The following is a 21,711-nucleotide window of genomic DNA, read 5'->3' as shown; positions in this document are numbered from 1 at the left end:
TCAATTGCACCGGCAATGGCGCCGGCTCACACCTTCATCGGCAGAATCACCATTTGCAGGCCATCGAAATGCAGGCGCCGCTGTATCGCCAGCGCCGCCTGATTGTGCAGCAGACGGATGAACCAGTTGTCCTGTTCGAAGATCAGTTTGCTGGTGAAGAAAATGGCGTTCGGATATTCCTTGCTGATGTCGTGGCACAGTTTGGTGACTTCCTGTACCGCATCGGTGCCGAAGCCGAGATAGGATCTGGACGCCATACCGTGACTGCGGCAGAAATCCACGAAGAACTGCAGCGTGGCATTGGCCTCGGCCCGCATCTGTTCGACCGCGCCTTCGCCGCCGTAGGCATGCGAATCCACCGTGCGCGCATTCACGAAAATGAAATTCTTGAAGTGATGCGGAAACATGCGCTGCACCCACAGCAAGGCATGCAGACCGCCGCCGCGCGAGGTGCCGACGATGAACACGGCGGTCTGGCTGGACGGGTCCGGCAGAATCTCGCCCATCTGCATGCCGAAAGGCTGATTCGCGAAAATCTGGTCGACGGTGCGTATCGAATTCTTGGTGTCGCGATAGTGATTGCGGATGTAGATGCACAGCCCCGACATGGCGGCGATGATCACTGCCGTGGCCCAGCCGCCCTCGGTCAGTTTCTCCGCCAGCAGCACGCACAGAATCGCGGCGCAGATCACGAAGCCGGTCAGCGACAGCAGGAAACGCCGTTTCCAGTGATCCAGCTGCTTGCGATGCCGCCACCAGTAACGGCACAGGCCGAACAAAGAAATGGCGAAGGTCAGAAACACTGAAATCGAATACAGCACGATCAGCAGCGTCACGCTACCCTGGGTCCAGAACAGAATCACCAGCGCGGCAATGCCCATCACCAGAATGCCGTTCTGCGTCACCAGACGGGTCGAGAGATAGCGGAATTTGTGCGGCACCCAGGAATCCGCCGCCATGTTGGACAACACCGCCGGGCCGCCGAGAAAACCGGTGTTGGCGGCCACGAACAGCAGCCCGGCCTCGAACGCCAGCACGATCACCAGCAGCAGATCGTTGACCCAGTCGCGGCCTATGCCCATGCTGTTGATGATGATGCGGAAGGTCGATGCATTCAGCGTCTGGCCATCGACGTGCCTGGCATCCCACAGCAGATACAGCAGGAAGATGCCGCCGGCGGTAAAGGCCAGCGACAGCGCCATGTACATCATGGTGATCTTGCCGGTGCGCACGCGCGGCTCGGCCAGCATGTTGACGTTGTTGGAGACCGCTTCCAGCCCGGTATAAGTGCCGCCGCCCTGCGAATACGCCAGCAGCAGCATGCCGGCCACGCCGGCCCAGCCTATGTGCTGCGCCAGATTGCCGGTATCGGCCAGAGTATTGGGCACCAGCGCCGGAAAGTGCGACACATGCGCGAAGATGCCGTACAGGATCAGCACCAGATGGGTGAGCACGAAGCCGAGAAAGATCGGCAGCAGAATCTTGATCGCTTCTTTCAGACCGCGCAGATTGAGCACAATCAGCACGCCGATGCACAGCGCTTCCACCCAGATCTTGTAAGGCTGGAAGCCGAGCGGCAGCATCGATGCCAGCGCATCGACGCCGGAGGCGATGGAAATGGCGATGGTCAATACATAGTCGAGAATCAGCGCCACGCCGGAGATCAGCCCCATGTAAGGCCCGACCAGCTTGGTCGCGACGCGGTAACCGCCGCCACCGGTAGGAAACAGCTCGATCACCTGGTTGTAGGCCAGCGCGATGATGAACACCGTCAGCGCGGTGGCTAGCGCCAGATACAGACCGAGATGGGTGTATTCGCCGAGCGCGCGGAAACTTTCTTCCGGGCCGTAGGCCGACGACGACAGGCCGTCCGCCCCCAGCCCGACCCACGCAAGAAAGGCCACCAGCGCCAGAGAATGGCGGGTTTCGCTCTTCAGCGGATCAAGCGCCTTGCCAAACAGGATTTCACGAATCTTCAACAGCTTCATTGTTCCGGACGACGAAACGACCAGCGTTTCATCCGTTTTTCTCAAGCCTGAAATGATACCGCATCTGACTTTCGGCACTTGCCCACAAATGAGAATTGCGTCATAATCGCGGTCTTGCGTTGCCGGGATGGCGGAATAGGTAGACGCACGGGACTCAAAATCCCGCGGTGGTGACACCGTGCCGGTTCGATTCCGGCTCCCGGCACCAGCGGAATTTGGCATCGACATAGAAGTACATTCAAGTACGCGCAGAAACAACAGATACATCCGGCGCGGAAGAGAGAAAATCAGGTAGGCAACGAGAACATGAGAAACTCGTTCCTGCCTTTTTTTTGCTCTAAATTCTGACTGTAAATCCGAGTTAATTGAGTGATTTTGTCGTACCATTTCGCATTACATCAATTTAATAATCGCGCCGCCGAATCCCTCTGGACAAATCAACAACACAACCAGATCGGGGGAATGTCGAAACCGACTCGTATTGCAAAAGCAGCAAGCAATCATGGAGAAGCTTTCGGGATGTGGATTCGGATTACTGAGCAGTACGCTTTTTAATCAAAACTATGCGTTTCGGGGATGTCAGTTTTTCGGTTGCATCGCATGCAGCATGGCTTGCGGGGATTGATTCTCCAGAAGCCTGGCAGCGATGGACCAACGGCGAATTGTCCGCGGATGGCTCGGGAGAGCCTGCCGTTAAGAGCATGCCGCCCATGCTCAGGCGGCGCGCCAGCGCAGCCGCCAAGTTCGCACTCGAAACCGCCTACCAATGCCTGCCAGCAACAGAAAATATCCCTGTCGTTTTTGCCTCGCGTCACGGCGAATGCGCCCGTTCGGTTGAGCTCTTGCAAGAACTGGCGGCCAGGTTGCCGCTGTCGCCGACCTCTTTCAGTCTTTCCGTCCACAATGCCAGCGCCGGGCTGCTGTCGATCGCGCGTCGCGAACAAGGCAACAGCATCGCCATCGCGGCGGGTCGCAGCACCGTGGAACACGGTGTGATCGAAGCCTGCGGCCTGCTGGCCGATGGCGCGCCTCAGGTGTTGCTGGTGGCCTTCGACGGCCCCCTGCCCGAGCAGTTCGACGCCTACCGCGATTGCCACGAACAGGCTTATGGCTGGGCCTGGCTGATGCAGGCGGAGCAGACAGAACCGCAACAGCAGCGCATCTCGCTGAGCTGGCACGCGCCCGACACCGCCAAAATCGACACTGCCGCCGCTTCGCAGACCGAAGCCGACGGCCTCGCCGTCCTGCGCTTCTTCCTGCGCGGCGAGCAGGCCGATACGCTGAGCCGCCAGGTCGACGGCCGTTGCTGGAACTGGAGCGTCCATGCTTAAGCAGATCGGCAAGCCCTTGCTCCGCTCCCGCCCCCGGCAGATCACTCAGCAACTCAACCGCTACTGGCGCATTGCCGCCACCGGCTTGAGCTTTGCGGCCTTCGGCATCGGCGGCCTGCTGCTGAGACTGCTGGTGTTCCCGCTGCTCAATCTGCTGGTGCGCGACCGCCGCCGCCGCATGCTGATCGCGCGCCGCATCATTCGCATGGCCTTCCGCGCCTTCGTCGAACTGATGCGCGGGCTGGGTGTGCTGCGCTATGAAATGACAGGCCTGGAACGCCTGCAGCGCAAAGGCCTGCTGATTCTGGCGAATCATCCGACGCTGATCGACACCGTCTTGCTGATGGCCTTCGTGGATCAGGCCGACTGCATCGTGAAGAATGCCTTGTGGCGCAATCCTTTCACCCACGGCCCGGTGCGCGCCGCCGGCTACATCAGCAACGCGCAAGGCCCGGAACTGATCGATGATTGCATCAACTCGATCCGCGCCGGCAGCAACCTCATCATTTTCCCGGAAGGCACGCGCACGCCGGCCGACGGCAACATCAGCTTCAAGCGCGGCGCTGCCAATGTCGCGGTGCGCGGACTGTGCGCCATTACGCCGGCGGTGATCAGTTGCCACCCCGCGACGCTCAGCAAGGGCAACAAGTGGTGGGATGTGCCGGCGACGATTCCGCATTTCCGGGTCGAGATACGGCAAGATATCGACCTCGCGCTCGCCATCGGCCACAGCGCGAGCATGTCGCCATCGGTCGCCGGCACCGACATCGACCTCAATACCAATGTCGCCAGCGACAACCCGACTGCCGCTGCGCGTCAGCTCACTCATTATCTGCAGCACTATTTCATGAAAGAAAGCTAGGCAATGCAAACGCTCGACGAAGAAATCAAGGAACTGATCATCGAGGTTCTGCAACTGGAAGACATCAGCCCGGCAGACATCGAATCGGCCGCGCCGCTCTTCGGCGACGGTCTGGGACTGGATTCCATCGACGCGCTGGAACTCGGCGTCGCTCTGCAAAAACGTTATGGCGTCACGCTGTCGGCCAATTCGGAGGAGACCCGCAAGCACTTCGCTTCGGTGCAATCACTGGAAGCCCTGATCGCCAACCACCGGAAACAATAAGGCCCGCGATGACTACTTTAGCCCCCTCAATGAACAAGACCGAGATCCACAACTGGATCGTCGACATGCTGCACGAGATGTTCGAAATCGATAAGGCCGACATCAAGCCCGAATCCAATCTGTACACCGATCTGGATATCGACAGCATCGACGCCGTCGATATCGTGGTGAAACTGAACCAGATGACCGGCAAGCGCATCCAGCCGGACGTGTTCCGTACCGTGCGCACCGTGCAGGATGTGGTGAATGTGCTTGAAACGCTGATGTCTGCGGATGAAAAAGCCTGAGCTGTCCAAGCTGCTGAGCGTACTGCTGATTCTGCTTTACCCGCTGCTGATCTGGAGCGCGCACGGCGAGGTTGAACCGCGCCTGCTGGCGATGCTGCTGATCGCCATCGCCGCGCTGCGCCTGCTGACCGTCAGGGTCTCGCGCAATCTGCGCTGGACCGGCGTGCTGGCGCTGCTGCTGGCCGCCCCCGCACTGTACTGGAACGCCCTGCTGCCGCTCAAGCTGTATCCGGTCGCCATCAGCGCCGGCATGCTGGCGGTGTTCGGCTACAGCCTGTTTCATCCGCCGTCGATCATTGAGCGCATGGCGCGCCTCACCGATCCCGATCTGCCGCCCTTCGCGGTTGCCTACACCCGTCGCGTGACCCAGGTCTGGTGCCTGTTCTTCGCGCTCAACGGCGGCATCGCCTTCGCTACCGCGATGTGGTGTTCGCCGGCGGTGTGGTCGATGTACACCGGCGTGATTTCCTATGCGGTGATGGGTCTGCTGTTTGGCGGTGAATATCTGGTTCGGCTTTACGTCAGGCGGCAACACCATGCATAAGCAGACCGGCGAACTCACGCGCATGCCCGATCTGCTGCAATGGCCGCATGCGCATTTTCCGGCGTCGCATATTGTCGGCCGGCGCGATGGCCAGCCCGTCGATCAGGCCGCCTTCATGCAGGACCTGCGCGCCTGGCAAACCACATTACAAGCCCAGCCCGGCACCCGCTTCGCGCTGTATCTGCACGACACCCTGGCTTTCGCTGCCGCCCTGTTCGGCGCCTGGTTCGCCGGCAAGACGGTGTATCTGCCCAGCGATGCGCTGCCTGAAACCTGCAAATCGCTACAGGCCGAAGTCGATGGTTTCATCGGCGACTTCGAGGCCCAATGGCTGCCGCTGTCCGCTGCGCGCGCCGGTGCTCAGACTGAAAGCGCGACAACTGCATTCACCGCCCTGGCCCCTGATTTCCCCGGCCTGGTGGTCTATACCTCCGGCAGCACCGGACGCGCGCAAGCCATTCCCAAGAAACTGTCGCAGATGGCAAGCGAAGTGGCAACGCTGGAAGCGCTGTTCGGCGCTCGCATCGGTCTCGGCACCGGCGCGGCGGAAATCGTCGCCACCATTTCGCATCAGCACATCTACGGGCTGCTGTTCAAGGTACTGTGGCCTCTGAACAGCGGACGCGCCATCCACGCGCACAGCGCCTTCTTCCCTGAAGACCTGCTGCGCATCGTACCGCCGCGCCCCTGGCTGCTGCTGTCCAGCCCGGCGCATCTGAAGCGATTTCCGGACATGCCCGGCTTGCCCGGCAATCAGCATTTGCAAGCCATCTTTTCATCCGGCGGCCCCTTGCTGGCGGACGTGTCGCAAGCCACGCGCAAGCTGTTCGGCCATACGCCTATCGAAATTTACGGCAGCTCGGAAACCGGCGGCGTCGCCTGGCGCCAGGCCGAAGCCGTGACTGGATCGATGCACGGTCAGGGCAGGACGGCGCGTGACGAGCGCTGGCACACCATGCCGGCGGTCGAGGTGCGCGTTGCGGCCGACAGCGCCTGTCTGGAAGTGCGCTCGCCGCATCTGCCTGACCGGCAATGGTTCGCCATGGCCGACCGGGCCGAAGCCGCAGAAGACGGCCGCTTCTTCCTGCGCGGGCGCGCCGACCGGCTGGTCAAGCTGGAAGAAAAACGCATTTCGCTGGATCAGATCGAACGCCTGCTGCTGGACTCCGGTCTGGTCAGCGAAGCACGCGTATTGCTGCATCAGGGCAAGAGCCATCGCCAGTTCATCGCCGCCTTCGCGGTGCCGACCGCCGCCGGCCGCGCACGGCTTGAACGCGACGGCAAACTCGCGCTCAATCTGGCGCTGCGCGCAGCGCTGGCCGGCGCCATCGAAAGCATCGCGCTGCCGCGCCTGTGGCGTTATCTGGACGCGATGCCAGTCAATGCGCAAGGCAAGATCACGGTCGCCGCGCTCACCGCTTTGCTGGACAAACCGCTGGTCAACCCTCAGGCATCGCCACCGAAAGAAATCTCAGGGGCAAGCTCCAACCGTCCGACCATGCCCTTGCACACCGTGTTGCAGCAAAGCGAGGTCGCGGTCAGCCTGAATCTGCAAATCCCGCCCGACCTGCTCTATTTCGAAGGCCACTTCCCGCAGGCGCCTATCCTTCCCGGCGTGGTACAGGTCAATTGGGCACTGGCGCTGGGTCGTTCATTCTTCACGCTGCCGCCACGCTTTCTCGCCATACAGGCGCTCAAGTTCCAGCGCGTCGTGGTGCCTGGCGCCGAAGTCACGCTGGATCTGCAGCATGACGCCGCCAAACATGCGCTGGTGTTCCGCCTGCACTCCGAGGCCGGCCAGCATGCCAGCGGCCGCGTCCTGTTCGGGGACCACTGATGGCGGACACCATGCATCTGGGCGCAGTCATCCCGGTCTACAACCATGAGCACGCCATTTCGGCAGTGGTCGCCGCCGTGCTGCAACACCAGTTGCACTGCGTGCTGGTGGACGACGGCTGCAACCCGGCTTGCGCCGCAGTGCTGCAGCAACTGGCACAGCAATACGGCAGCCGCGTCAGCCTGCTGACGCATGCCGTCAATCGCGGCAAGGGCGCAGCGGTGATCACCGGCCTGCAGCATCTGGCGGCGCAAGGCTACAGCCACGCGCTGCAGATCGATGCCGACGGCCAGCATGATGCCGGCGACATTCCGCGCTTCGTTCAGGCCGCACAGGCGCAGCCGCAGGCGGTCATCAGCGGCTGCCCGATCTACGATGCCAGCGTGCCCAAGGGGCGCTTGTATGCGCGTTATCTGACGCATGTCTGGGTCTGGATCAATACCCTGTCGCTGGACATCCGCGATTCGATGTGCGGTTTCCGCATCTATCCGCTGGCGGCCACCATGCAATTGCTGCAGCGCCAGCGTATCGGCAGCCGCATGGATTTCGACACCGAGATTCTGGTGCGCCTGCACTGGCAAGGCCTGCAGATCGTGAATCTGCCGACGCCGGTGCACTACCCTACCGACGGCGTCTCGCACTTCAAGGCCTGGCTCGACAATGTGCTGATCTCGCGCATGCATGCCGTATTGTTCTTCGGCATGCTGTGGCGTGCGCCGCTGCTGCTGACGCGCAAGCTGATGCAGCGTCTGCGCGGGCAGACCGCATGAGCGCGCCGCCGCGCCACTGGGCGCAGATCAATGAAGTCAGTTTCGTGGCCGGCATGCGCCTGCTGTTTTTCGTGTATCGCCTGTTTGGTCGTCTGCCGTTCCGCCTGATGCTGTATCCGGTGCTGTGCTGGTACATGGCCGGCAACCGGCGCGCACGCGAGGCCTCGCGCAGCTATCTGCAACAGCTCACGGCCTACCGTCCGCGGCCAGGCCTCAAGGCCGATCTGCGCGGCGTGTTCCGCCACTTCGCCGCCTTCGGCGAAAGCCTGCTCGACAAGATGCTGTTATGGGGCGGCCTGTTCAAGCTCGACAGCGTCGAACTCAAGGGGCTGCAAACGGTGTCCGAAGCCATCGCCAGCGGTCGCGGCGGCCTGATGATCTGCACCCATCTCGGCAATCTGGAACTGTGCCGCGTCATGGCGCGCCAGCATCCGGATCTGAAGCTGACGGTGCTGGTCCACACCAAACATGCACAGGCCTTCAATCGCATGCTGGCGCAACTCGATCCGCGCAGTCAGCTCAATCTGATGCAGGTGACCGAGATGAATGCCGCCACCGCAGTGCTGCTGGCGGAAAAGGTGGCGCAGGGCGAATTCGTCGTGATCGCCGGCGACCGCATTCCGGTCTCGCCCAATCCGCGCGTGGCGCTGGCGCCGTTTCTGGGCCGGCCGGCGCCCTTCCCTATCGGGCCGTATGTACTGGCCAGCCTGATGCAATGCCCGGTGTATCTGATGTTTTCACGGCGCACCGCCGGCGGCGCCGAACTGAGCTTCGAAGCCTTCCGCGAACGCATCAGCCTGCCGCGCAAGCAGCGTCAGCACATTCTCGATGAACTGGCGGCCGATTACGCCGCCCGACTTGAAGCCCATTGCCTGCAAGCGCCGCTGCAATGGTTCAACTTTTACGACTTCTGGGCTACGCCCGCACTGGACGATCACCATGCCGCACACTGAATCAGCCTCTTCCCGCAATGACACTCCTGTCGTCAGCTTCGGCGGCCAGCCGCTGCGCATTGAAGATGTGGTCGCGCTGGCGCGCGGCGAAGCGCAGGCCGAACTCTCGGGTGACGAAACCTTCCGCGCACGCATCCGCCGCGGCGCCGATTTCCTTGACCGCCTGCTGCGCGAAGACGGCACCGTCTACGGCGTCACCACCGGCTATGGCGACTCCTGCACGGTCACGGTGCCGCCTGAACTGGTGGCCGAACTGCCGCACCATCTCTACACCTATCACGGCTGCGGGCTGGGCGCGCTGTTCACGCCCGAGCAGACCCGCGCGATTCTGGCAGCGCGTCTGAGTTCACTGTCGCGCGGTTACTCAGGCGTCAGCGTCGGCCTGCTGCAACAGATCGAAGCGTTGCTGCGCAACGACCTGCTGCCGCTGATTCCATCCGAAGGCTCGGTCGGCGCCAGCGGCGACCTCACGCCGCTGTCCTATCTGGCGGCCGTGCTGTGCGGCGAACGCCAGGTGTGGCGCAAGGGCGAGCAGGTGGATGCCGCACGCGCCCTGCAGGATGCCGGCATGACGCCGCTGCGTCTGCGGCCCAAGGAAGGTCTGGCGATCATGAACGGCACCGCCGTGATGACCGCGCTGGCTTGCCTGGCCTACGACCGCGCCGACTATCTGTGCCGGCTGGCGACCCGCATCACCGCCATGGCCACCTTCACGCTGGACGGCAACGCCCACCATTTCGACGCCACGCTGTTTTCGGTCAAGCCGCATCCCGGTCAGCAGCAGGTCGCGGCCTGGCTGCAGGCAGACCTGCCCTGCGATCAGCCGCTGCGCAATGAAAAGCGCCTGCAGGATCGCTATTCGATCCGCTGCGCACCGCATGTGATCGGCGTGCTGACCGATGCCCTGCCGTGGCTGCGCAGCTCCATCGAAAACGAACTCAACAGCGCCAACGACAACCCCATCATCGACCCCGACAACGAACGCGTGCTGCACGGCGGCCATTTCTACGGCGGCCACATCGCCTTCGCCATGGACAGCATGAAGAACGCGGTGGCCAACATCGCCGACCTGCTCGACCGCCAGATGGCGCTGATGGTGGACAGCCGCTACAACAACGGTCTGCCCTCCAATCTGTCGGGCGCCACCGGCCCGCGCGCCGCCATCAATCACGGCCTCAAGGCGCTGCAGATCAGCTCGTCGGCCTGGACCGCAGAAGCGCTCAAGCTGACCATGCCGGCCTCGGTCTTTTCGCGCTCCACCGAATGCCACAATCAGGACAAGGTCAGCATGGGCACGATTGCCGCCCGCGATTGCCTGCGCGTGCTGGAACTGACCGAGCAGGTCGTGGCGGCGCTGCTGATCACGGTGCGTCAGGGCGTGGCGCTGCGCGCCGATATCGCCGGCGGCGAAAGTCTGCTGCAGGAGCTGCCGGGCGGCGGTCTGGCGGCGATGCAGGCGGCGCTGTCGCAAGACATCCCGCTGGTGGCCGAAGACCGCATGCTGGAACCCGATCTGCGCCTGCTGCTCGAACGCATCCGCAGCCAGGCCTGGACGCTGTATGAGTGATCCCAAAGTCCCGGCCAGACTGACGCTGGCCAGCTCGCCCTGGCAGGCCGAGGTCGAGCTGCAGATCCAGTTCTACGATCTGGATCCGATGGAAATCGTGTGGCACGGCCGCTATGTGGAATACATGGAAAGCGCGCGTTGCGCGCTGCTCGACCGCATCGGCTACAACTATCCGGCGATGAAGCAATCCGGCTACGCCTGGCCGGTGATCGACCTGCATCTGCGCTATGCCCATCCGGCCACCTTCGGCCAGCGCATCAAGGTGCAGGCCGCCATCGTCGAATGGGAAAACCGCCTCAAAATCGACTATCAGGTGAGCGATGCCGTTTCCGGTCAGCGTCTGACGCGCGCCAGCACCGTGCAGGTCGCCGTCAAGATTCCCGAGCGCGAAATGTGCTTCGTCTCGCCGCCGGTGCTGTGGCACAAACTTGGACTTCCTTCTCCTGCGCCATGAAATCATTCTCCTCCCGCTTTAGCTTGTCCTTCCCGCGTGCACGCCGCGCACTGAGCTGCACATTTGCCGCTTGTGCCATCGTCAGCACGATGCCCGCCCATGCCGCTGCGCCGGTCGAGCAGATTCAGGCGGCGCTGGCCAAACCGGCCGTGATGTGCGGCCGCTTCGATCAGAGCAAGCAACTGACCGGCATCAAGAAGCCGCTGCTGTCCAATGGCCGTTTCTGCGTGCTGCGCGACAAGGGTGTGCTGTGGCAGACCCTGCAGCCGTTTCCGAACACCCTACGCATCACCCGCGACGCCATCGTTCAGATGCAGAACGGGCGCGTCGCCATGAAGCTGGATGCGCAACAGGAACCGGTGGTCAAGATGATCAACAGCGTGATGTTTTCACTGCTGTCGGGTGATCTGAGCCAGCTCGACAAACTGTTCGAACTGGACGGTGAAATCAAGAACGGCAACTGGCACGTCGCACTCAAGGCGCGTCAGCCGGCACTGGCCAAAGCCATCGGCGACATCACGCTGGACGGCGCCGCCTATGTCAGCAAGGTCACCATGAAAGAAGCCGGCGGCGACCGCACCGAGATCCTGTTCTCCGCCATCAAGACCGGCGACGGCGCTTTGAGCGCTGAAGAAGGAGCCTTGTTTGACTAAGTCGCCCAAGCGGCTGGCCGCGCTCTGGCTGCTGGCGGTGACGCTGCTGCTGGCGCACAACGCCTGGCTGTGGCTGGGGCAGCGCATCAGTCCGGATACCGACATCCTGGCGTTGCTGCCGTCCTCGCAGCACGACCCGGTGCTGCAGCAGGCCTTCGCCCACATGGTCGATTCGGCTCAGCAAAAGGTGGTGGTGCTGGTCGGCGACAGCGATTGGGACAAGGCCACGCAGGCCGCCGACGCTTATCAGAAAGTGATGCAGACCCAGCCCGGCCTGATCAGCATGGGCGGCAACGCCGGCGAACTGCAGGCCGACTGGCTGCAAAGTTTCGAGCGCAGCCGGCTGTTGCTGCTGACGCCCGAGCAGCGCCGGCAACTGCACAGCGCGGCGCCCGAACAATGGACCCAGAATGCATTGAGCGGCTTGTACGGCGCCTTCTCCGGCCCGCGTCTGGGCGCCTGGCAAGACGATCCCTTCGCGCTGTTCAGCGGCTGGGTGCAGACGCGGGCGCAGGAAACCCCGGTGCGCCCGCGCGACGGTCGCCTGTTCGTCGAAGGCAATGGCCGCTCCTACGTCTTGCTGTTGATGAATCTGAAGCCTTCGGCTTTTTCCATGTCGGCGCAGCAGCAGGTGATTCCGCTGCTGGCGCAGGCCAGGGCAGAGGCCAGCAAGATCGCGCCGCAGGCCGAAGTGATTACCGCCGGCGTGATCCTGCATGCGGCCGCCGGCAGCGAAATGGCCAGCAGCGAAATGGCCACCATCGGCGCCGGTTCGCTGATCGGCATCCTGCTGCTGATGTGGCTCTGCTTCCGCTCGCTCAAACCGATTGCCTATATCGCCGTCTCGATTGCGGTCGGCTGCCTCGGCGCACTGTCGGTGAGCTGGCTGATCTTCGGCCGGATCCATCTGCTGACGCTGGTGTTCGGCGCCAGCCTGATCGGCATCGCCCAGGATTACGGCATCTACTTTCTGTGCGCGCGTCTGGGTTCGCCGCAACAACTCGACTCTCGGCAGTTGCTGCAACGCCTGCTCCCGGGCCTCGGCCTGATGCTGCTGGCGGCCATCATCGGCTATCTTGGCATGGCGCTGACGCCCTTTCCCGGGCTGCGCCAGATGGCGGTGTTTTCCGCGCTCGGCCTGCTGTTTGCCTGGCTGACGGTGATCTGCTGGTTCCCGGCCCTGATCGGTCCGCACAGCCTGCGCGCGACCACACTGGCGCATGGCTACAGCCGCAGCATCAAGGCCTGGCCGCTGCTGCGCGCCGATCGCAAGGGCATGCTGATTGCACTGATCTTCCTCGTCTTCGCCGCCATCGGCCTGAGCCGCATCACCGTCAGCGACGATATCCGTTCGCTGCAGAAGACCCCGCAGGCGCTGCTGGACGATCAGATCAAACTGGGCAAACTGCTGGAGCTGGCGGCGCCGGTGCAGTTCTATCTGGTGCGCGGCGATTCGGCCGAACAGGTGCTGCAGCGTGAAGAGCAATTGAATCAGGCGCTGCAGCCGCTGATCGACAAAAAACTGATCGCCGGCCTGCAGGCGGTCTCCAACTGGGTGCCCTCGCTGCAGATGCAGCAGGACAACCGGCAATTGATCGAACGCGCGCTGCTGGGCAAGGACGCAACATCGCCGCTGAACCAGATTGCCAGGGCCATCGATGAAAGCCCGCAATGGGCCGCCGATCTGCGCCAGCGCCTGCTGGGCAAGACCGAGCCATTGCTGCCCGAACCCTTCATCGCCACCGCCGCCGGCGAGGCATCGCGCCATCTGTGGCTGGGCAAGACAGAGGGACAGTTCGCCAGCGTGGTGGCGATACGCGGTCTCAGCGACTATCGCCGGCTCAATGAGCTGGCGGCCATCGCGCCGAAGCTTCCCGGCGTGCAATGGGTAGACAAGGTGGCCGATATTTCATCGGTGCTGCAGTATTACCGGCTCTACATGAGCTGGGCGCTGCTGGCGGCCTACGCCGGCATCTTCATCCTGCTCAGCCTGCGCTATGGCCGCGCCGCCTGGCGCACGGTGGCGCCGCCGCTGCTGGCCAGCGTGGCGACGCTGGCGCTGTTCGGCTGGCTGTCCCAGCCGCTGCAGTTGTTCCACGTGCTGGCCTGCCTGCTGTTGCTGGGGCTGGGCGTGGACTACGGCATCTTCCTACAGGAGCCGGCCGAGCGCGAACGACGTTTCGCCTGGCTCACGGTCGGCCTGTCGGCGATCAGCGCCCTGCTCTCCTTCGGCCTGCTGGCGCTCAGCGGCAGCCCGCCGCTGCATGCCTTCGGGCTGACCATGCTGGTCGGCATGGCGCTGATCTGGCTGATCGCGCCCTGCTTCAGCAGCTCCCCACATCCTTATAAAAATCAGGACAACAGCATTCCATGAACCATCCACAACAGATCGAACAGCATGACATCCTGATCATCGGCGCCGGTCCGGCCGGTGCGGTGGCGGCGGCGCTGCTGCGTCAGCAGGGCCATGCAGTGCTGATCATCGAACGCGAGCGCTTCCCGCGTTTCAGCATCGGCGAAAGCCTGCTGCCGCAGAGCATGGAATTCATCGAACAGGCCGGCATGCTGCAGGCGGTGGTGGAACATGGCTTCCAGTTCAAGAACGGCGCCTCCTTCGTGCGCGGCGAACAGCAGACTGCCTTCGATTTCCGCGACAAGTTTTCGGCCGGCTGGGGCACCACTTATCAGGTGCCGCGCGCCGACTTCGACCAGATTCTGGCGCAGCAGGCCGAGCGTCAGGGCGCCAGCGTGCGCTATCGCCATTGCGTGCTGGATGTGGATTTCAGCGGAGAACGTCCGCGCACGCGCGTGCGGGATGAAAGCAGCGATGGCAAAGAGCCGCCGCGCGAATACATCGTCGAATCGCGCTTCGTGCTGGATGCCAGCGGCTTCGGCCGCGTACTGCCGCGTCTGCTGGAGCTGGAAAGCCCGTCCGGCTTTCCGGTGCGGGTGGCGCATTTCACGCACATCGAAGACGGCATAGCCCGCGGCGAATTCGACCGCAACAAGATCCGCATCACCGTGCATCCCGAACATCATGATGTCTGGTACTGGCTGATTCCGTTTTCCAACGGCCGCAGCTCGATCGGCGTGGTGGCCGAGGCCAGCCATCTGCAGCAATACAGCGGCAGCGAGACGGAAGTCTTGCAGGCGCTGGTGATGCAAGACCCTTCGCTGCGCGCGCTGCTGAAAAACGCACAGTGGGATACCCCGGCGCGCAAGCTGACCGGCTATTCCGCCAACGTTTCTTCGCTGCACGGCAAGGGCTATGCCTTGCTGGGCAATGCCGGCGAATTCCTCGACCCCATCTTTTCCTCGGGCGTGACCATCGCCATGAAATCGGCCAGCCTGGCCGCCGCCACGCTGAACCGCATGCTGGCCGGCGAAAGCGTGGACTGGGAACAGGACTACGCGCGGCCGCTCAAGAAAGGCGTGGACACCTTCCGCAGCTTTGTCGAATCCTGGTATGCCGGCGGCTTCCAGCAAGTGATCTTCCACGAACATCAGGAAGCGCAGATCCGCCGCATGATTTCCTCCATCCTGGCCGGCTATGCCTGGGACACCGCCAATCCCTTCGTCGCCGAAAGCAAACGCCGCCTGACGGCGCTGGAAGCGGTATGCGCATGATCTTCCTCAAACGCCTGATGGCCTGCGCCATCCTGCTGCCGGCGCTGCTGTCCGCCTGCAGCACCACACCGGACAATCCTGCGCAAGAATCCGCGCGTCTGCATCTGCGGCTGGCGCCGGCGGCGCTCGGCACGACACTGAGCCTGCAGCAGCATCTGACGGTGGAACGCGAAGGCCGCACCGACCAGCTCGACACCGCCCTGCAGATCGACGATCAGCAACTGGATCTGGTCGGCCTGGCCTTCGGCCAGCGCGTCATGACCCTGCATTACGACGGCCGCGAATTGCAGACCTGGCGCCACTTCATGCTGCCCAAGCAGGTGCAGGGAGAGGATGTCTTGCAAGATGTGCAACTGACGCTGTGGCCGGCGGCCGCCATCCGGGCCGCACTTCCCAGCGGCTGGGAGTTGCGCGAAAGCGATGGTCAACGTACGCTGCTGCTGCACGGCGAAACCATCGCGGTAATCGACTACCCCGACCGCAAGGCCTGGGGCGGCACCGTGATCCTGAACAATCTGCGCTATCGCTACAAACTGACCATACAATCGACCGCCGACTAATGCACCACATGCAGACTATGCAGACCATGCAAGCACACGGCCAGAACAGAATTCAAGCATGCGCATTTACCTGAACGCACTGGGCATGATCAGCCCGCTGGGACACAGCACGGCCGACATCAGCCGCCGCCTGTTCGCCGGCGACAGCGGCGTGCATGCAGACGCCGCACACTGCGATCGCAACGGCCTGCCGCTGACAGTCGGCCGCATCACGCTGGCCGATGCCGACCTGCCCGCGCTGGACCATCTGCCGCTGCGCGAGCGCAGCCGCAACAACCGGCTGGCGCTGGCCGCGCTGGATCAGATACGCGGCGCGGTGGATGCCGCCATCGCCCGCCACGGCGCACATCGCGTGGGCGTGGTGCTGGGCACCAGCACCTCCGGCATCGCCGAGGGTGAAGCCGCCTTCAGACACTATGTGGAACATGGCCTTTTCCCGCCGCAATTCCACTACGGCCAGCAGGAACTCGGCTCGCCGGCGGCGGCGATTGCCGCCACGCTCGGTCTCGGCGGCCCGGCCTATGTGCACTCCTCGGCCTGCTCCTCGAGCGCCAAGGCCATGGCCAGCGCCGCACGCCTGATCCGCATGAACCTGTGCGACGCCGTGATCTGCGGCGGCGTCGATTCCCTGTGCGATTTCACGATTGCCGGTTTCTCGGCGCTGGAGTCGGTCAGCGCCACGCGCTGCAATCCGCTCAGCATCAATCGCTGCGGCATCAACATCGGCGAAGGCGCGGCCTTGTTCCTGATGAGCGCCGCGCCGGCGACTGCTTCGAGCGTGGCCTTGCTGGGCTGGGGCGAATCCTCGGACGCGCATCACATTTCGGCGCCCGATCCGCAAGGCGGCGGCGCCATGCTGGCGATACGCCAGGCCTTGCAACGCGCTGAAACAGCCGCACACGAAATCGACTACATCAATCTGCATGGCACCGCCACGCTGCAAAACGACGCCATGGAATCGGCCGTGATCCATCAACTGTTCGGCGCGCAGGTGCCGGTCAGTTCGACCAAGCCGTTCACCGGCCACACGCTGGGCGCGGCCAGCGCCATCGAAGCCGGCCTGTGCTGGCTGTGCATGCAGGACGAGAATCGCGCAGGTCTGTTGCCACCGCATTTGTGGGACGGCCAGGCCGACCCGGCGCTGCCGCCATTGAATCTGACCGGCGTCGGCAGCGCGCTCGGCCATCCGCCACGGCGCGTGCTGAGCAACTCCTTCGCCTTCGGCGGCAGCAATGCGGTGCTGGTATTCGGCCGCGACATCGAAGGAGTTGCAGCATGAAGGACCGAGCGATAAACCCCTCACCCGCCGCCATCCCGCCGATAGAGCAACTGGTGCCGCACGCGGCGCCGATGATTCTGCTGGACCGGGTGCTGAACGTGGATGCCGAAACCCTGCGCGCCGAAGTCAAGATCCGGCCCGACAGCCTGTTTCATGAAGGCGACGGCGTCGGCAGCTGGGTCGGCATCGAATACATGGCGCAGGCGATTGCCGCCTACGCCGGTTATCAGTCGCGGCTGCTGGGCCAGTCCGCCAAGATCGGATTTTTGCTGGGATCGCGCCGCTATGAATGCGCGCAGCCGGTTTTTGCCACCGGCAGCACGCTGCACGTCACCGTGCAATTGCTGCTGAAGGCCGACAACGGACTGGGCTCGTTCGCCTGCACGATTACGGATCAACAATCGCAACAACAGCTGGCGCAGGCCACCGTGTCGGTCTTCGAACCGCACGACGCCAGCCAGTTTCTGGAAGGAAGCATGGAATGAGCGAAGCAACATCAAGCGCCAACACGTCCAAAACGGACAAAACCGGCGCCACGAAATCAGTGCTGGTGACCGGCTCCAGCCGCGGCATCGGCAAGGCCATCGCCCTGCGTCTGGCGCGCGACGGCTATGACATCGTGCTGCATTGCCATCAGCGGCGCGACGCCGCCGAGGAAGTGGCGCAGAGCATTGCTGCGCTGGGTCGCAACAGCCGCGTGCTGCAGTTCGACATCGGCGCGCGCGAAGAAACCGCGCAGGCGCTGCTGCAGGATATCGAACAGCACGGCTGCTATTACGGCGTGGTCTGCAATGCTGGCATCACGCGCGACAACGCCTTCCCGGCCATGCCGGCGGAAGACTGGGACAGCGTGCTCAAGACCAATCTCGACGGTTTCTACAACGTGCTCAATCCGCTGGTGATGCCGCTGGTGCGGCGCCGCGCGCCGGGCCGCATCATCACCATGGCCTCGGTCTCGGGTCTGATCGGCAATCGCGGCCAGGTCAATTACAGCGCGGCCAAGGCCGGCGTCATCGGCGCCACCAAGGCGCTGGCGCTGGAACTGGCCAAGCGCGACATCACCGTCAACTGTGTCGCCCCCGGCCTGATCGACACCGACATGGCGCACGATGCGCCGCTGGAAGAAATCATGAAGATGATCCCCGCCCGCCGCCCCGGCAAGCCGGAAGAAGTCGCCGCCGCCGTCAGTTTTCTGATGCACGAAGACGCCGCCTACATCACGCGTCAGGTGATCTCGGTCAACGGAGGTCTGGCATGAGCATCGCCACTTACGGACGCCGCGTGGCCGTCACCGGCATGGCCGGCATCAGCCCCATCGGCAACGACTGGGCCAGCGCACAAGCGCACCTGCGCAGTCTGCGCAATGCGGTCGTGCGCATGCCGGACTGGGACGAATACGAAGGCTTGCATACGCGCCTCGGCGCGCCGGCAGCAGCCTTTGAATTGTCCGAACGCTACAACCGCAAGACCACCCGCAGCATGGGCCGCGTGGCGCTGATGGCGACCCGCGCCAGCGAATGGGCGCTGGCCGATGCCGGCCTGCTGGACGATCCGCTGCTGAAGAGCGGCCTGCTCGGCATCTCCTACGGTTCTTCGGCCGGCACGCCCAACGCCATCGCCGACTTCGCCATGATGTTTGCCGAAAAGAGCACGCGCAACATCAACGCCAACACCTATCTGAAGATGATGGCGCACACCGCGCCGGTGAACATGGGCGTGTTCTTCGGCGTGACCGGCCGCATCATCACCACCTCCAGCGCCTGCACCTCGGGCAGCCAGGGCATAGGCTATGCCTACGAAGCAATCCGAGGCGGACGCCAGACCGCCATGATCGCCGGCGGTTCGGAAGAGCTGTGCGCCACCGAAGCGGCGGTGTTCGACACCCTGTACGCCACCAGCGTGCGCAACGACACGCCGCACATCACGCCCAGCCCTTTCGACCGCGCACGCGACGGCCTGGTGCTGGGTGAAGGCGCCGGCAGCCTGATTCTGGAAGACCTGGAACACGCGCAGGCGCGCGGCGCCCGCATCCATGCCGAGATCGTCGGCTTCGGCACCAACAGCGACGGCAGCCACGTCACCAATCCGAATGCCGGCACCATGCAGATCGCCATCGAACTGGCGCTGCGCGACGCCGGTCTGGACGCCGGCGCCATCGGCTACATCAACGCCCACGGCACCGGCACGCGCCAGGGCGACGTCGCCGAATCGACCGCCACCGCGCGTGTCTTCGGCGAGCGCACGCCAATCAGTTCGCTCAAGAGTTACATGGGCCACACGCTGGGCGCCTGCGGCGCGCTGGAAGCCTGGCTCAGCATAGAAATGATGCGCGATGGCTGGTTCGCGCCGACCATCAATCTGAATGAAGTCGATCCTGAATGCGGCAGCCTGGATTATCTGAACGGCGACGGCAGGCGGATCGATTGCGAATACGTGATGTCGAACAACTTCGCCTTCGGCGGCATCAACACCTCGCTGATTTTCAAACGCTGGCTCTAAGTATCTGAGTCTCTGAGTCTCCGAGTCTCTGAGTCTCCGAGTCAGACGAGAGGCCGGATCAGACTTTTATCCCTATTATTATTTTTACAAGGAACACAACATGCAAAAGATTCTCTCCGTCGCAGTTGCCATCGGTATCCTGGCTGCGGCCGCCCTGCCCGCTCAGGCGCGTGACACCAAGCACCTGCTGTCGATCGAAGACGGATTGCAGGAAAGCGGCTCCGAAGCCAAACTGGATGGTTCCGTGAAGTTCTATTTCGCCGGTCAGAAACATCCTGTGGTGCTCAAGAAATTCATCACCGATGTCTCCAATCTGAAGACCAATGCCGTTGGCAAGTCGGATGAAGTGGCCTGCAACTGGGCGTTTCTGTCGACCCTGGTCGCCTTCGAAAAGAAGGCCAAGCAACTGGGCGCCAACGCTGTGGTGAACATGGTCAGCTATTACAAGAAAGATGAAATGGCCAGCGCCACTCAGTTCGAATGCCATGCCGGCGCGGTGATGGCCGGCGTCGCCCTGAAGGGCGAAATCGTCACGATCTCCGACAAGTGATTTGAGCCAGTCCGTCACGCTCTTCCTCATGCCGGAAACAGAGGCGATTGCAGTCAAGCGATTGCAATTGCTGTCGCTGCTGAGCGCAAGTGAAAGTCTGCGCCAGCACAGTTTTCTGAAACCGGAACGTGCGCAGCAGCATCTGGCAGGCCGCATGCTGCTGCGTTATGCCTTGCATGAACAAGGCATCCGCCCTCAACGCATCACGCTGGAAGAACGTGCCGCTCAGGCGCCTTTGCTGCTGATCGATGGCCGGTCCGCTGCGCTGCACTTCAGCATTTCACACAGCCACGATCTGCTCGCCTGCGCCATCAGTCGCGATGGCCCCGTCGGCCTGGATGTGGAAGTTGATCGGGAACGTGATGTCGAGGCGCTGGCGGCAGCGGCATTTGACATAGAAGAAGCCAAGCAATTCAAAGCGCTGGCGGGCGGCAGTTTCGGTAGCAAGAAGGCCGCCTTCTATCATCTGTGGTGCGCCAGGGAAGCGCGCTATAAATGGCAAAGCGCCGCAGAAGATTGCGCCGCACGAATGGACATGGCGGGGCTGACAGAACTGCATGCCGCCTTGCATTTTCCGCGGCATCCGGAGTTTCACATATGCGTCTGCAGCGGCAGCGCGGCAGATCGCATCGAAGTACGCGACGTCGGCAGCCGGCAATTGCTGGATGGTCTGCTGCCTGCAACGCCGTCTTGAAAGCACCGCAATACCGTAAGCAGCTGTATTTACACGCAACAAATTTCCGGACTGATTAGGTATCATCTCAGCCGGAGTTTCCATACAAAACTACATCGGGGGAAAGATGCAATCCACACTGACACCATTCAAACGCGCCGCATTGACGCTGGCAACGCTGGCCTTGCTGAGTGCCTGCGCCACGCCGGAAGAACGCGCCGCCAAGCGCGAACTCAAGCAGCAACGCCAGGAAGTCAAGGCGCAAGCCATACTCGACCGCGCCAATGCGCGCACCGGCGAGGCGGCAGTGAAGGCGGAACCGAAGCTGGTCAACGGCCGCGGCGCGCCGCTGGAAAACGTATTCACCGCCTTCGCGGCCTGCAACGCTTCGCTGTTCAAAACCGGCAAACAATTCGCCACTGAGCTGGAGCCACTGTTCCCGATGTCGATCAAGAACGATCTGGCTTACATCAAGGTGAACGACCGCAAGGCCGCCAGCGTGGTCGCCATCGGCAGCCCGGCCAACGTGTTCGGCGTGCCGGTCTCCGCCTACTTCGACCAGATCACGCCGGTGCCGGGCAGCAGCGACATGTTGAGCTGGGGCTTTTTCTCGCCGATGGCGCCGCAGGATGTCGTCAAATCGCTGTCGCCTTACGTGCTGGAACTCAAGAACCTGAGCAAGGACATCAATCTGCAATTCATCCGTCTGGAAATCTACGACGGCAAATTCTGGCGCCGCACCAGCCAGCTGGCCAAGTATCGCGGCATGCTGAGCACCACCGCGCAACGCAGCCTGACGGTGGCGCCGTCGGACAATCCGGCCTTCCCGGGCACGCGCATTGCGTGCTCGCTGCAAGGCAAGACCACGCCGGATATCGTGAATATCTTGCGTCCTGATCTGCAGTAAATGCCTGCCGGCCTTACGCTGGCCGACAGCGCAAGGCCGCTACGACAGCAAAGAAAATACCCGCACAGCCTTAAGCCCTGCGGGTATTTTTTCGTCCGCCGCATGC

The 21,711-nt window shown here is 63.0% G+C and carries 22 protein-coding genes and 1 tRNA gene; 22 read left to right on the top strand and 1 reads right to left on the bottom strand.

Annotation, left to right across the window (positions count from 1 at the left end; genetic code table 11):
• Positions 1–26: 26 nt before the first annotated feature.
• Positions 27–1,988 carry an APC family permease gene (locus PQR62_RS03585; RefSeq protein ID WP_408154899.1) on the bottom strand — a complete coding sequence of 654 codons (1,962 nt, stop codon included), beginning with the start codon at positions 1,986–1,988 and terminating at the stop codon, positions 27–29.
• 121 nt (positions 1,989–2,109) lie between these two features.
• Here PQR62_RS03585 and PQR62_RS03580 point away from each other — a divergent pair.
• The 22 genes from PQR62_RS03580 (at position 2,110) to PQR62_RS03475 (ending at position 21,605) form a co-directional block, all read left to right on the top strand.
• Positions 2,110–2,196 (top strand) — tRNA-Leu (locus PQR62_RS03580).
• A gap of 355 nt (positions 2,197–2,551) precedes the next feature.
• Complete coding sequence (locus PQR62_RS03575) at positions 2,552–3,319, top strand: beta-ketoacyl synthase chain length factor (RefSeq protein WP_408154896.1); 768 nt, start codon at positions 2,552–2,554, stop codon at positions 3,317–3,319.
• The gene (locus PQR62_RS03570; protein ID WP_408154894.1) at positions 3,312–4,181 is read left to right on the top strand and encodes a lysophospholipid acyltransferase family protein; all 870 of its coding nucleotides are present in this window, start codon (positions 3,312–3,314) and stop codon (positions 4,179–4,181) included. Before PQR62_RS03575 ends, PQR62_RS03570 begins: the two co-directional genes overlap by 8 nt.
• A gap of 3 nt (positions 4,182–4,184) precedes the next feature.
• Positions 4,185–4,445: a phosphopantetheine-binding protein gene (locus PQR62_RS03565; RefSeq protein ID WP_408154892.1), complete on the top strand. Its 261-nt coding sequence runs from the start codon at positions 4,185–4,187 to the stop codon at positions 4,443–4,445.
• 8 nt (positions 4,446–4,453) lie between these two features.
• A complete protein-coding gene (locus PQR62_RS03560) occupies positions 4,454–4,732 on the top strand; it encodes an acyl carrier protein (protein WP_408154890.1) in 279 nt (92 codons plus the stop codon).
• Positions 4,719–5,276 (top strand): COG4648 family protein, encoded by a 558-nt coding sequence (locus tag PQR62_RS03555; protein ID WP_408154888.1) that lies wholly within the window; start codon positions 4,719–4,721, stop codon positions 5,274–5,276. The genes PQR62_RS03560 and PQR62_RS03555 overlap by 14 nt, the downstream gene beginning before the upstream one ends.
• The gene (locus PQR62_RS03550) at positions 5,269–7,113 is read left to right on the top strand and encodes an ApeI family dehydratase (RefSeq protein WP_408154886.1); all 1,845 of its coding nucleotides are present in this window, start codon (positions 5,269–5,271) and stop codon (positions 7,111–7,113) included. The genes PQR62_RS03555 and PQR62_RS03550 overlap by 8 nt, the downstream gene beginning before the upstream one ends.
• Entirely contained in the window at positions 7,113–7,883 is a 771-nt protein-coding gene (locus PQR62_RS03545) for a glycosyltransferase family 2 protein (protein ID WP_408154884.1), read from the top strand. The genes PQR62_RS03550 and PQR62_RS03545 overlap by 1 nt, the downstream gene beginning before the upstream one ends.
• Entirely contained in the window at positions 7,880–8,836 is a 957-nt protein-coding gene (locus PQR62_RS03540) for a lysophospholipid acyltransferase family protein (RefSeq protein ID WP_408154882.1), read from the top strand. The genes PQR62_RS03545 and PQR62_RS03540 overlap by 4 nt, the downstream gene beginning before the upstream one ends.
• Entirely contained in the window at positions 8,823–10,403 is a 1,581-nt protein-coding gene (locus tag PQR62_RS03535) for an HAL/PAL/TAL family ammonia-lyase (RefSeq protein WP_408154880.1), read from the top strand. Before PQR62_RS03540 ends, PQR62_RS03535 begins: the two co-directional genes overlap by 14 nt.
• The gene (locus PQR62_RS03530; RefSeq protein ID WP_408154878.1) at positions 10,396–10,857 is read left to right on the top strand and encodes an acyl-CoA thioesterase; all 462 of its coding nucleotides are present in this window, start codon (positions 10,396–10,398) and stop codon (positions 10,855–10,857) included. The genes PQR62_RS03535 and PQR62_RS03530 overlap by 8 nt, the downstream gene beginning before the upstream one ends.
• A gap of 89 nt (positions 10,858–10,946) precedes the next feature.
• Positions 10,947–11,510 carry an outer membrane lipoprotein carrier protein LolA gene (locus PQR62_RS03525; RefSeq protein WP_408154876.1) on the top strand — a complete coding sequence of 188 codons (564 nt, stop codon included), beginning with the start codon at positions 10,947–10,949 and terminating at the stop codon, positions 11,508–11,510.
• The gene (locus PQR62_RS03520; RefSeq protein WP_408154874.1) at positions 11,503–13,884 is read left to right on the top strand and encodes an MMPL family transporter; all 2,382 of its coding nucleotides are present in this window, start codon (positions 11,503–11,505) and stop codon (positions 13,882–13,884) included. The genes PQR62_RS03525 and PQR62_RS03520 overlap by 8 nt, the downstream gene beginning before the upstream one ends.
• On the top strand, positions 13,881–15,137 hold the full coding sequence (locus PQR62_RS03515) for an NAD(P)/FAD-dependent oxidoreductase (RefSeq protein WP_408154872.1): 1,257 nt from the start codon (positions 13,881–13,883) through the stop codon (positions 15,135–15,137). Before PQR62_RS03520 ends, PQR62_RS03515 begins: the two co-directional genes overlap by 4 nt.
• Positions 15,134–15,697 (top strand): DUF3261 domain-containing protein, encoded by a 564-nt coding sequence (locus PQR62_RS03510; RefSeq protein WP_408155718.1) that lies wholly within the window; start codon positions 15,134–15,136, stop codon positions 15,695–15,697. Before PQR62_RS03515 ends, PQR62_RS03510 begins: the two co-directional genes overlap by 4 nt.
• 58 nt (positions 15,698–15,755) lie before the next feature.
• Positions 15,756–16,976, top strand: a complete 1,221-nt coding sequence (locus PQR62_RS03505) for a beta-ketoacyl-ACP synthase (protein WP_408154870.1) — start codon at positions 15,756–15,758, stop codon at positions 16,974–16,976.
• Positions 16,973–17,461 (top strand): hotdog family protein, encoded by a 489-nt coding sequence (locus PQR62_RS03500; RefSeq protein ID WP_408154868.1) that lies wholly within the window; start codon positions 16,973–16,975, stop codon positions 17,459–17,461. Before PQR62_RS03505 ends, PQR62_RS03500 begins: the two co-directional genes overlap by 4 nt.
• A complete protein-coding gene (gene fabG / locus PQR62_RS03495; protein WP_408154866.1) occupies positions 17,458–18,234 on the top strand; it encodes a 3-oxoacyl-ACP reductase FabG in 777 nt (258 codons plus the stop codon). Before PQR62_RS03500 ends, fabG begins: the two co-directional genes overlap by 4 nt.
• A complete protein-coding gene (locus PQR62_RS03490) occupies positions 18,231–19,475 on the top strand; it encodes a beta-ketoacyl-ACP synthase (protein ID WP_408154864.1) in 1,245 nt (414 codons plus the stop codon). Before fabG ends, PQR62_RS03490 begins: the two co-directional genes overlap by 4 nt.
• Positions 19,476–19,575: 100 nt before the next feature.
• The gene (locus tag PQR62_RS03485) at positions 19,576–20,025 is read left to right on the top strand and encodes an excinuclease ATPase subunit (protein ID WP_408154862.1); all 450 of its coding nucleotides are present in this window, start codon (positions 19,576–19,578) and stop codon (positions 20,023–20,025) included.
• A gap of 1 nt (position 20,026) precedes the next feature.
• A complete protein-coding gene (locus PQR62_RS03480; RefSeq protein ID WP_408154860.1) occupies positions 20,027–20,719 on the top strand; it encodes a 4'-phosphopantetheinyl transferase family protein in 693 nt (230 codons plus the stop codon).
• Positions 20,720–20,825: 106 nt separating this feature from the next.
• The gene (locus PQR62_RS03475; protein WP_408154858.1) at positions 20,826–21,605 is read left to right on the top strand and encodes a hypothetical protein; all 780 of its coding nucleotides are present in this window, start codon (positions 20,826–20,828) and stop codon (positions 21,603–21,605) included.
• Positions 21,606–21,711: the final 106 nt, after the last annotated feature.

The sequence above is a fragment of the Herbaspirillum lusitanum genome (assembly GCF_046025995.1).
Classification (GTDB): Bacteria; Pseudomonadota; Gammaproteobacteria; order Burkholderiales; family Burkholderiaceae_D; genus Herbaspirillum; species Herbaspirillum lusitanum_A.
The sequence above is the reverse complement of the archived record's forward strand: the minus strand, read 5'-3'. Positions and strand labels throughout refer to the sequence as shown.

Bases quoted from the DNA above. Each gene is read 5' to 3' on its own strand.
- PQR62_RS03585 (WP_408154899.1), bottom strand. From the start codon at position 1,988: ATGAAGCTGTTGAAGATTCGTGAAATCCTGTTTGGCAAGGCGCTTGAT.
- PQR62_RS03515 (WP_408154872.1), top strand. From the start codon at position 13,881: ATGAACCATCCACAACAGATCGAACAGCATGACATCCTGATCATCGGC.
- PQR62_RS03525 (WP_408154876.1), top strand. From the start codon at position 10,947: ATGCCCGCCCATGCCGCTGCGCCGGTCGAGCAGATTCAGGCGGCGCTG.
- PQR62_RS03545 (WP_408154884.1), top strand. From the start codon at position 7,113: ATGGCGGACACCATGCATCTGGGCGCAGTCATCCCGGTCTACAACCAT.
- PQR62_RS03530 (WP_408154878.1), top strand. From the start codon at position 10,396: ATGAGTGATCCCAAAGTCCCGGCCAGACTGACGCTGGCCAGCTCGCCC.
- PQR62_RS03540 (WP_408154882.1), top strand. From the start codon at position 7,880: ATGAGCGCGCCGCCGCGCCACTGGGCGCAGATCAATGAAGTCAGTTTC.
- PQR62_RS03560 (WP_408154890.1), top strand. From the start codon at position 4,454: ATGACTACTTTAGCCCCCTCAATGAACAAGACCGAGATCCACAACTGG.
- PQR62_RS03500 (WP_408154868.1), top strand. From the start codon at position 16,973: ATGAAGGACCGAGCGATAAACCCCTCACCCGCCGCCATCCCGCCGATA.
- PQR62_RS03475 (WP_408154858.1), top strand. From the start codon at position 20,826: ATGCAATCCACACTGACACCATTCAAACGCGCCGCATTGACGCTGGCA.
- PQR62_RS03565 (WP_408154892.1), top strand. From the start codon at position 4,185: ATGCAAACGCTCGACGAAGAAATCAAGGAACTGATCATCGAGGTTCTG.
- PQR62_RS03575 (WP_408154896.1), top strand. From the start codon at position 2,552: ATGCGTTTCGGGGATGTCAGTTTTTCGGTTGCATCGCATGCAGCATGG.
- PQR62_RS03550 (WP_408154886.1), top strand. From the start codon at position 5,269: ATGCATAAGCAGACCGGCGAACTCACGCGCATGCCCGATCTGCTGCAA.
- PQR62_RS03485 (WP_408154862.1), top strand. From the start codon at position 19,576: ATGCAAAAGATTCTCTCCGTCGCAGTTGCCATCGGTATCCTGGCTGCG.
- PQR62_RS03490 (WP_408154864.1), top strand. From the start codon at position 18,231: ATGAGCATCGCCACTTACGGACGCCGCGTGGCCGTCACCGGCATGGCC.
- PQR62_RS03535 (WP_408154880.1), top strand. From the start codon at position 8,823: ATGCCGCACACTGAATCAGCCTCTTCCCGCAATGACACTCCTGTCGTC.
- fabG (WP_408154866.1), top strand. From the start codon at position 17,458: ATGAGCGAAGCAACATCAAGCGCCAACACGTCCAAAACGGACAAAACC.
- PQR62_RS03555 (WP_408154888.1), top strand. From the start codon at position 4,719: ATGAAAAAGCCTGAGCTGTCCAAGCTGCTGAGCGTACTGCTGATTCTG.
- PQR62_RS03505 (WP_408154870.1), top strand. From the start codon at position 15,756: ATGCGCATTTACCTGAACGCACTGGGCATGATCAGCCCGCTGGGACAC.
- PQR62_RS03570 (WP_408154894.1), top strand. From the start codon at position 3,312: ATGCTTAAGCAGATCGGCAAGCCCTTGCTCCGCTCCCGCCCCCGGCAG.
- PQR62_RS03510 (WP_408155718.1), top strand. From the start codon at position 15,134: ATGATCTTCCTCAAACGCCTGATGGCCTGCGCCATCCTGCTGCCGGCG.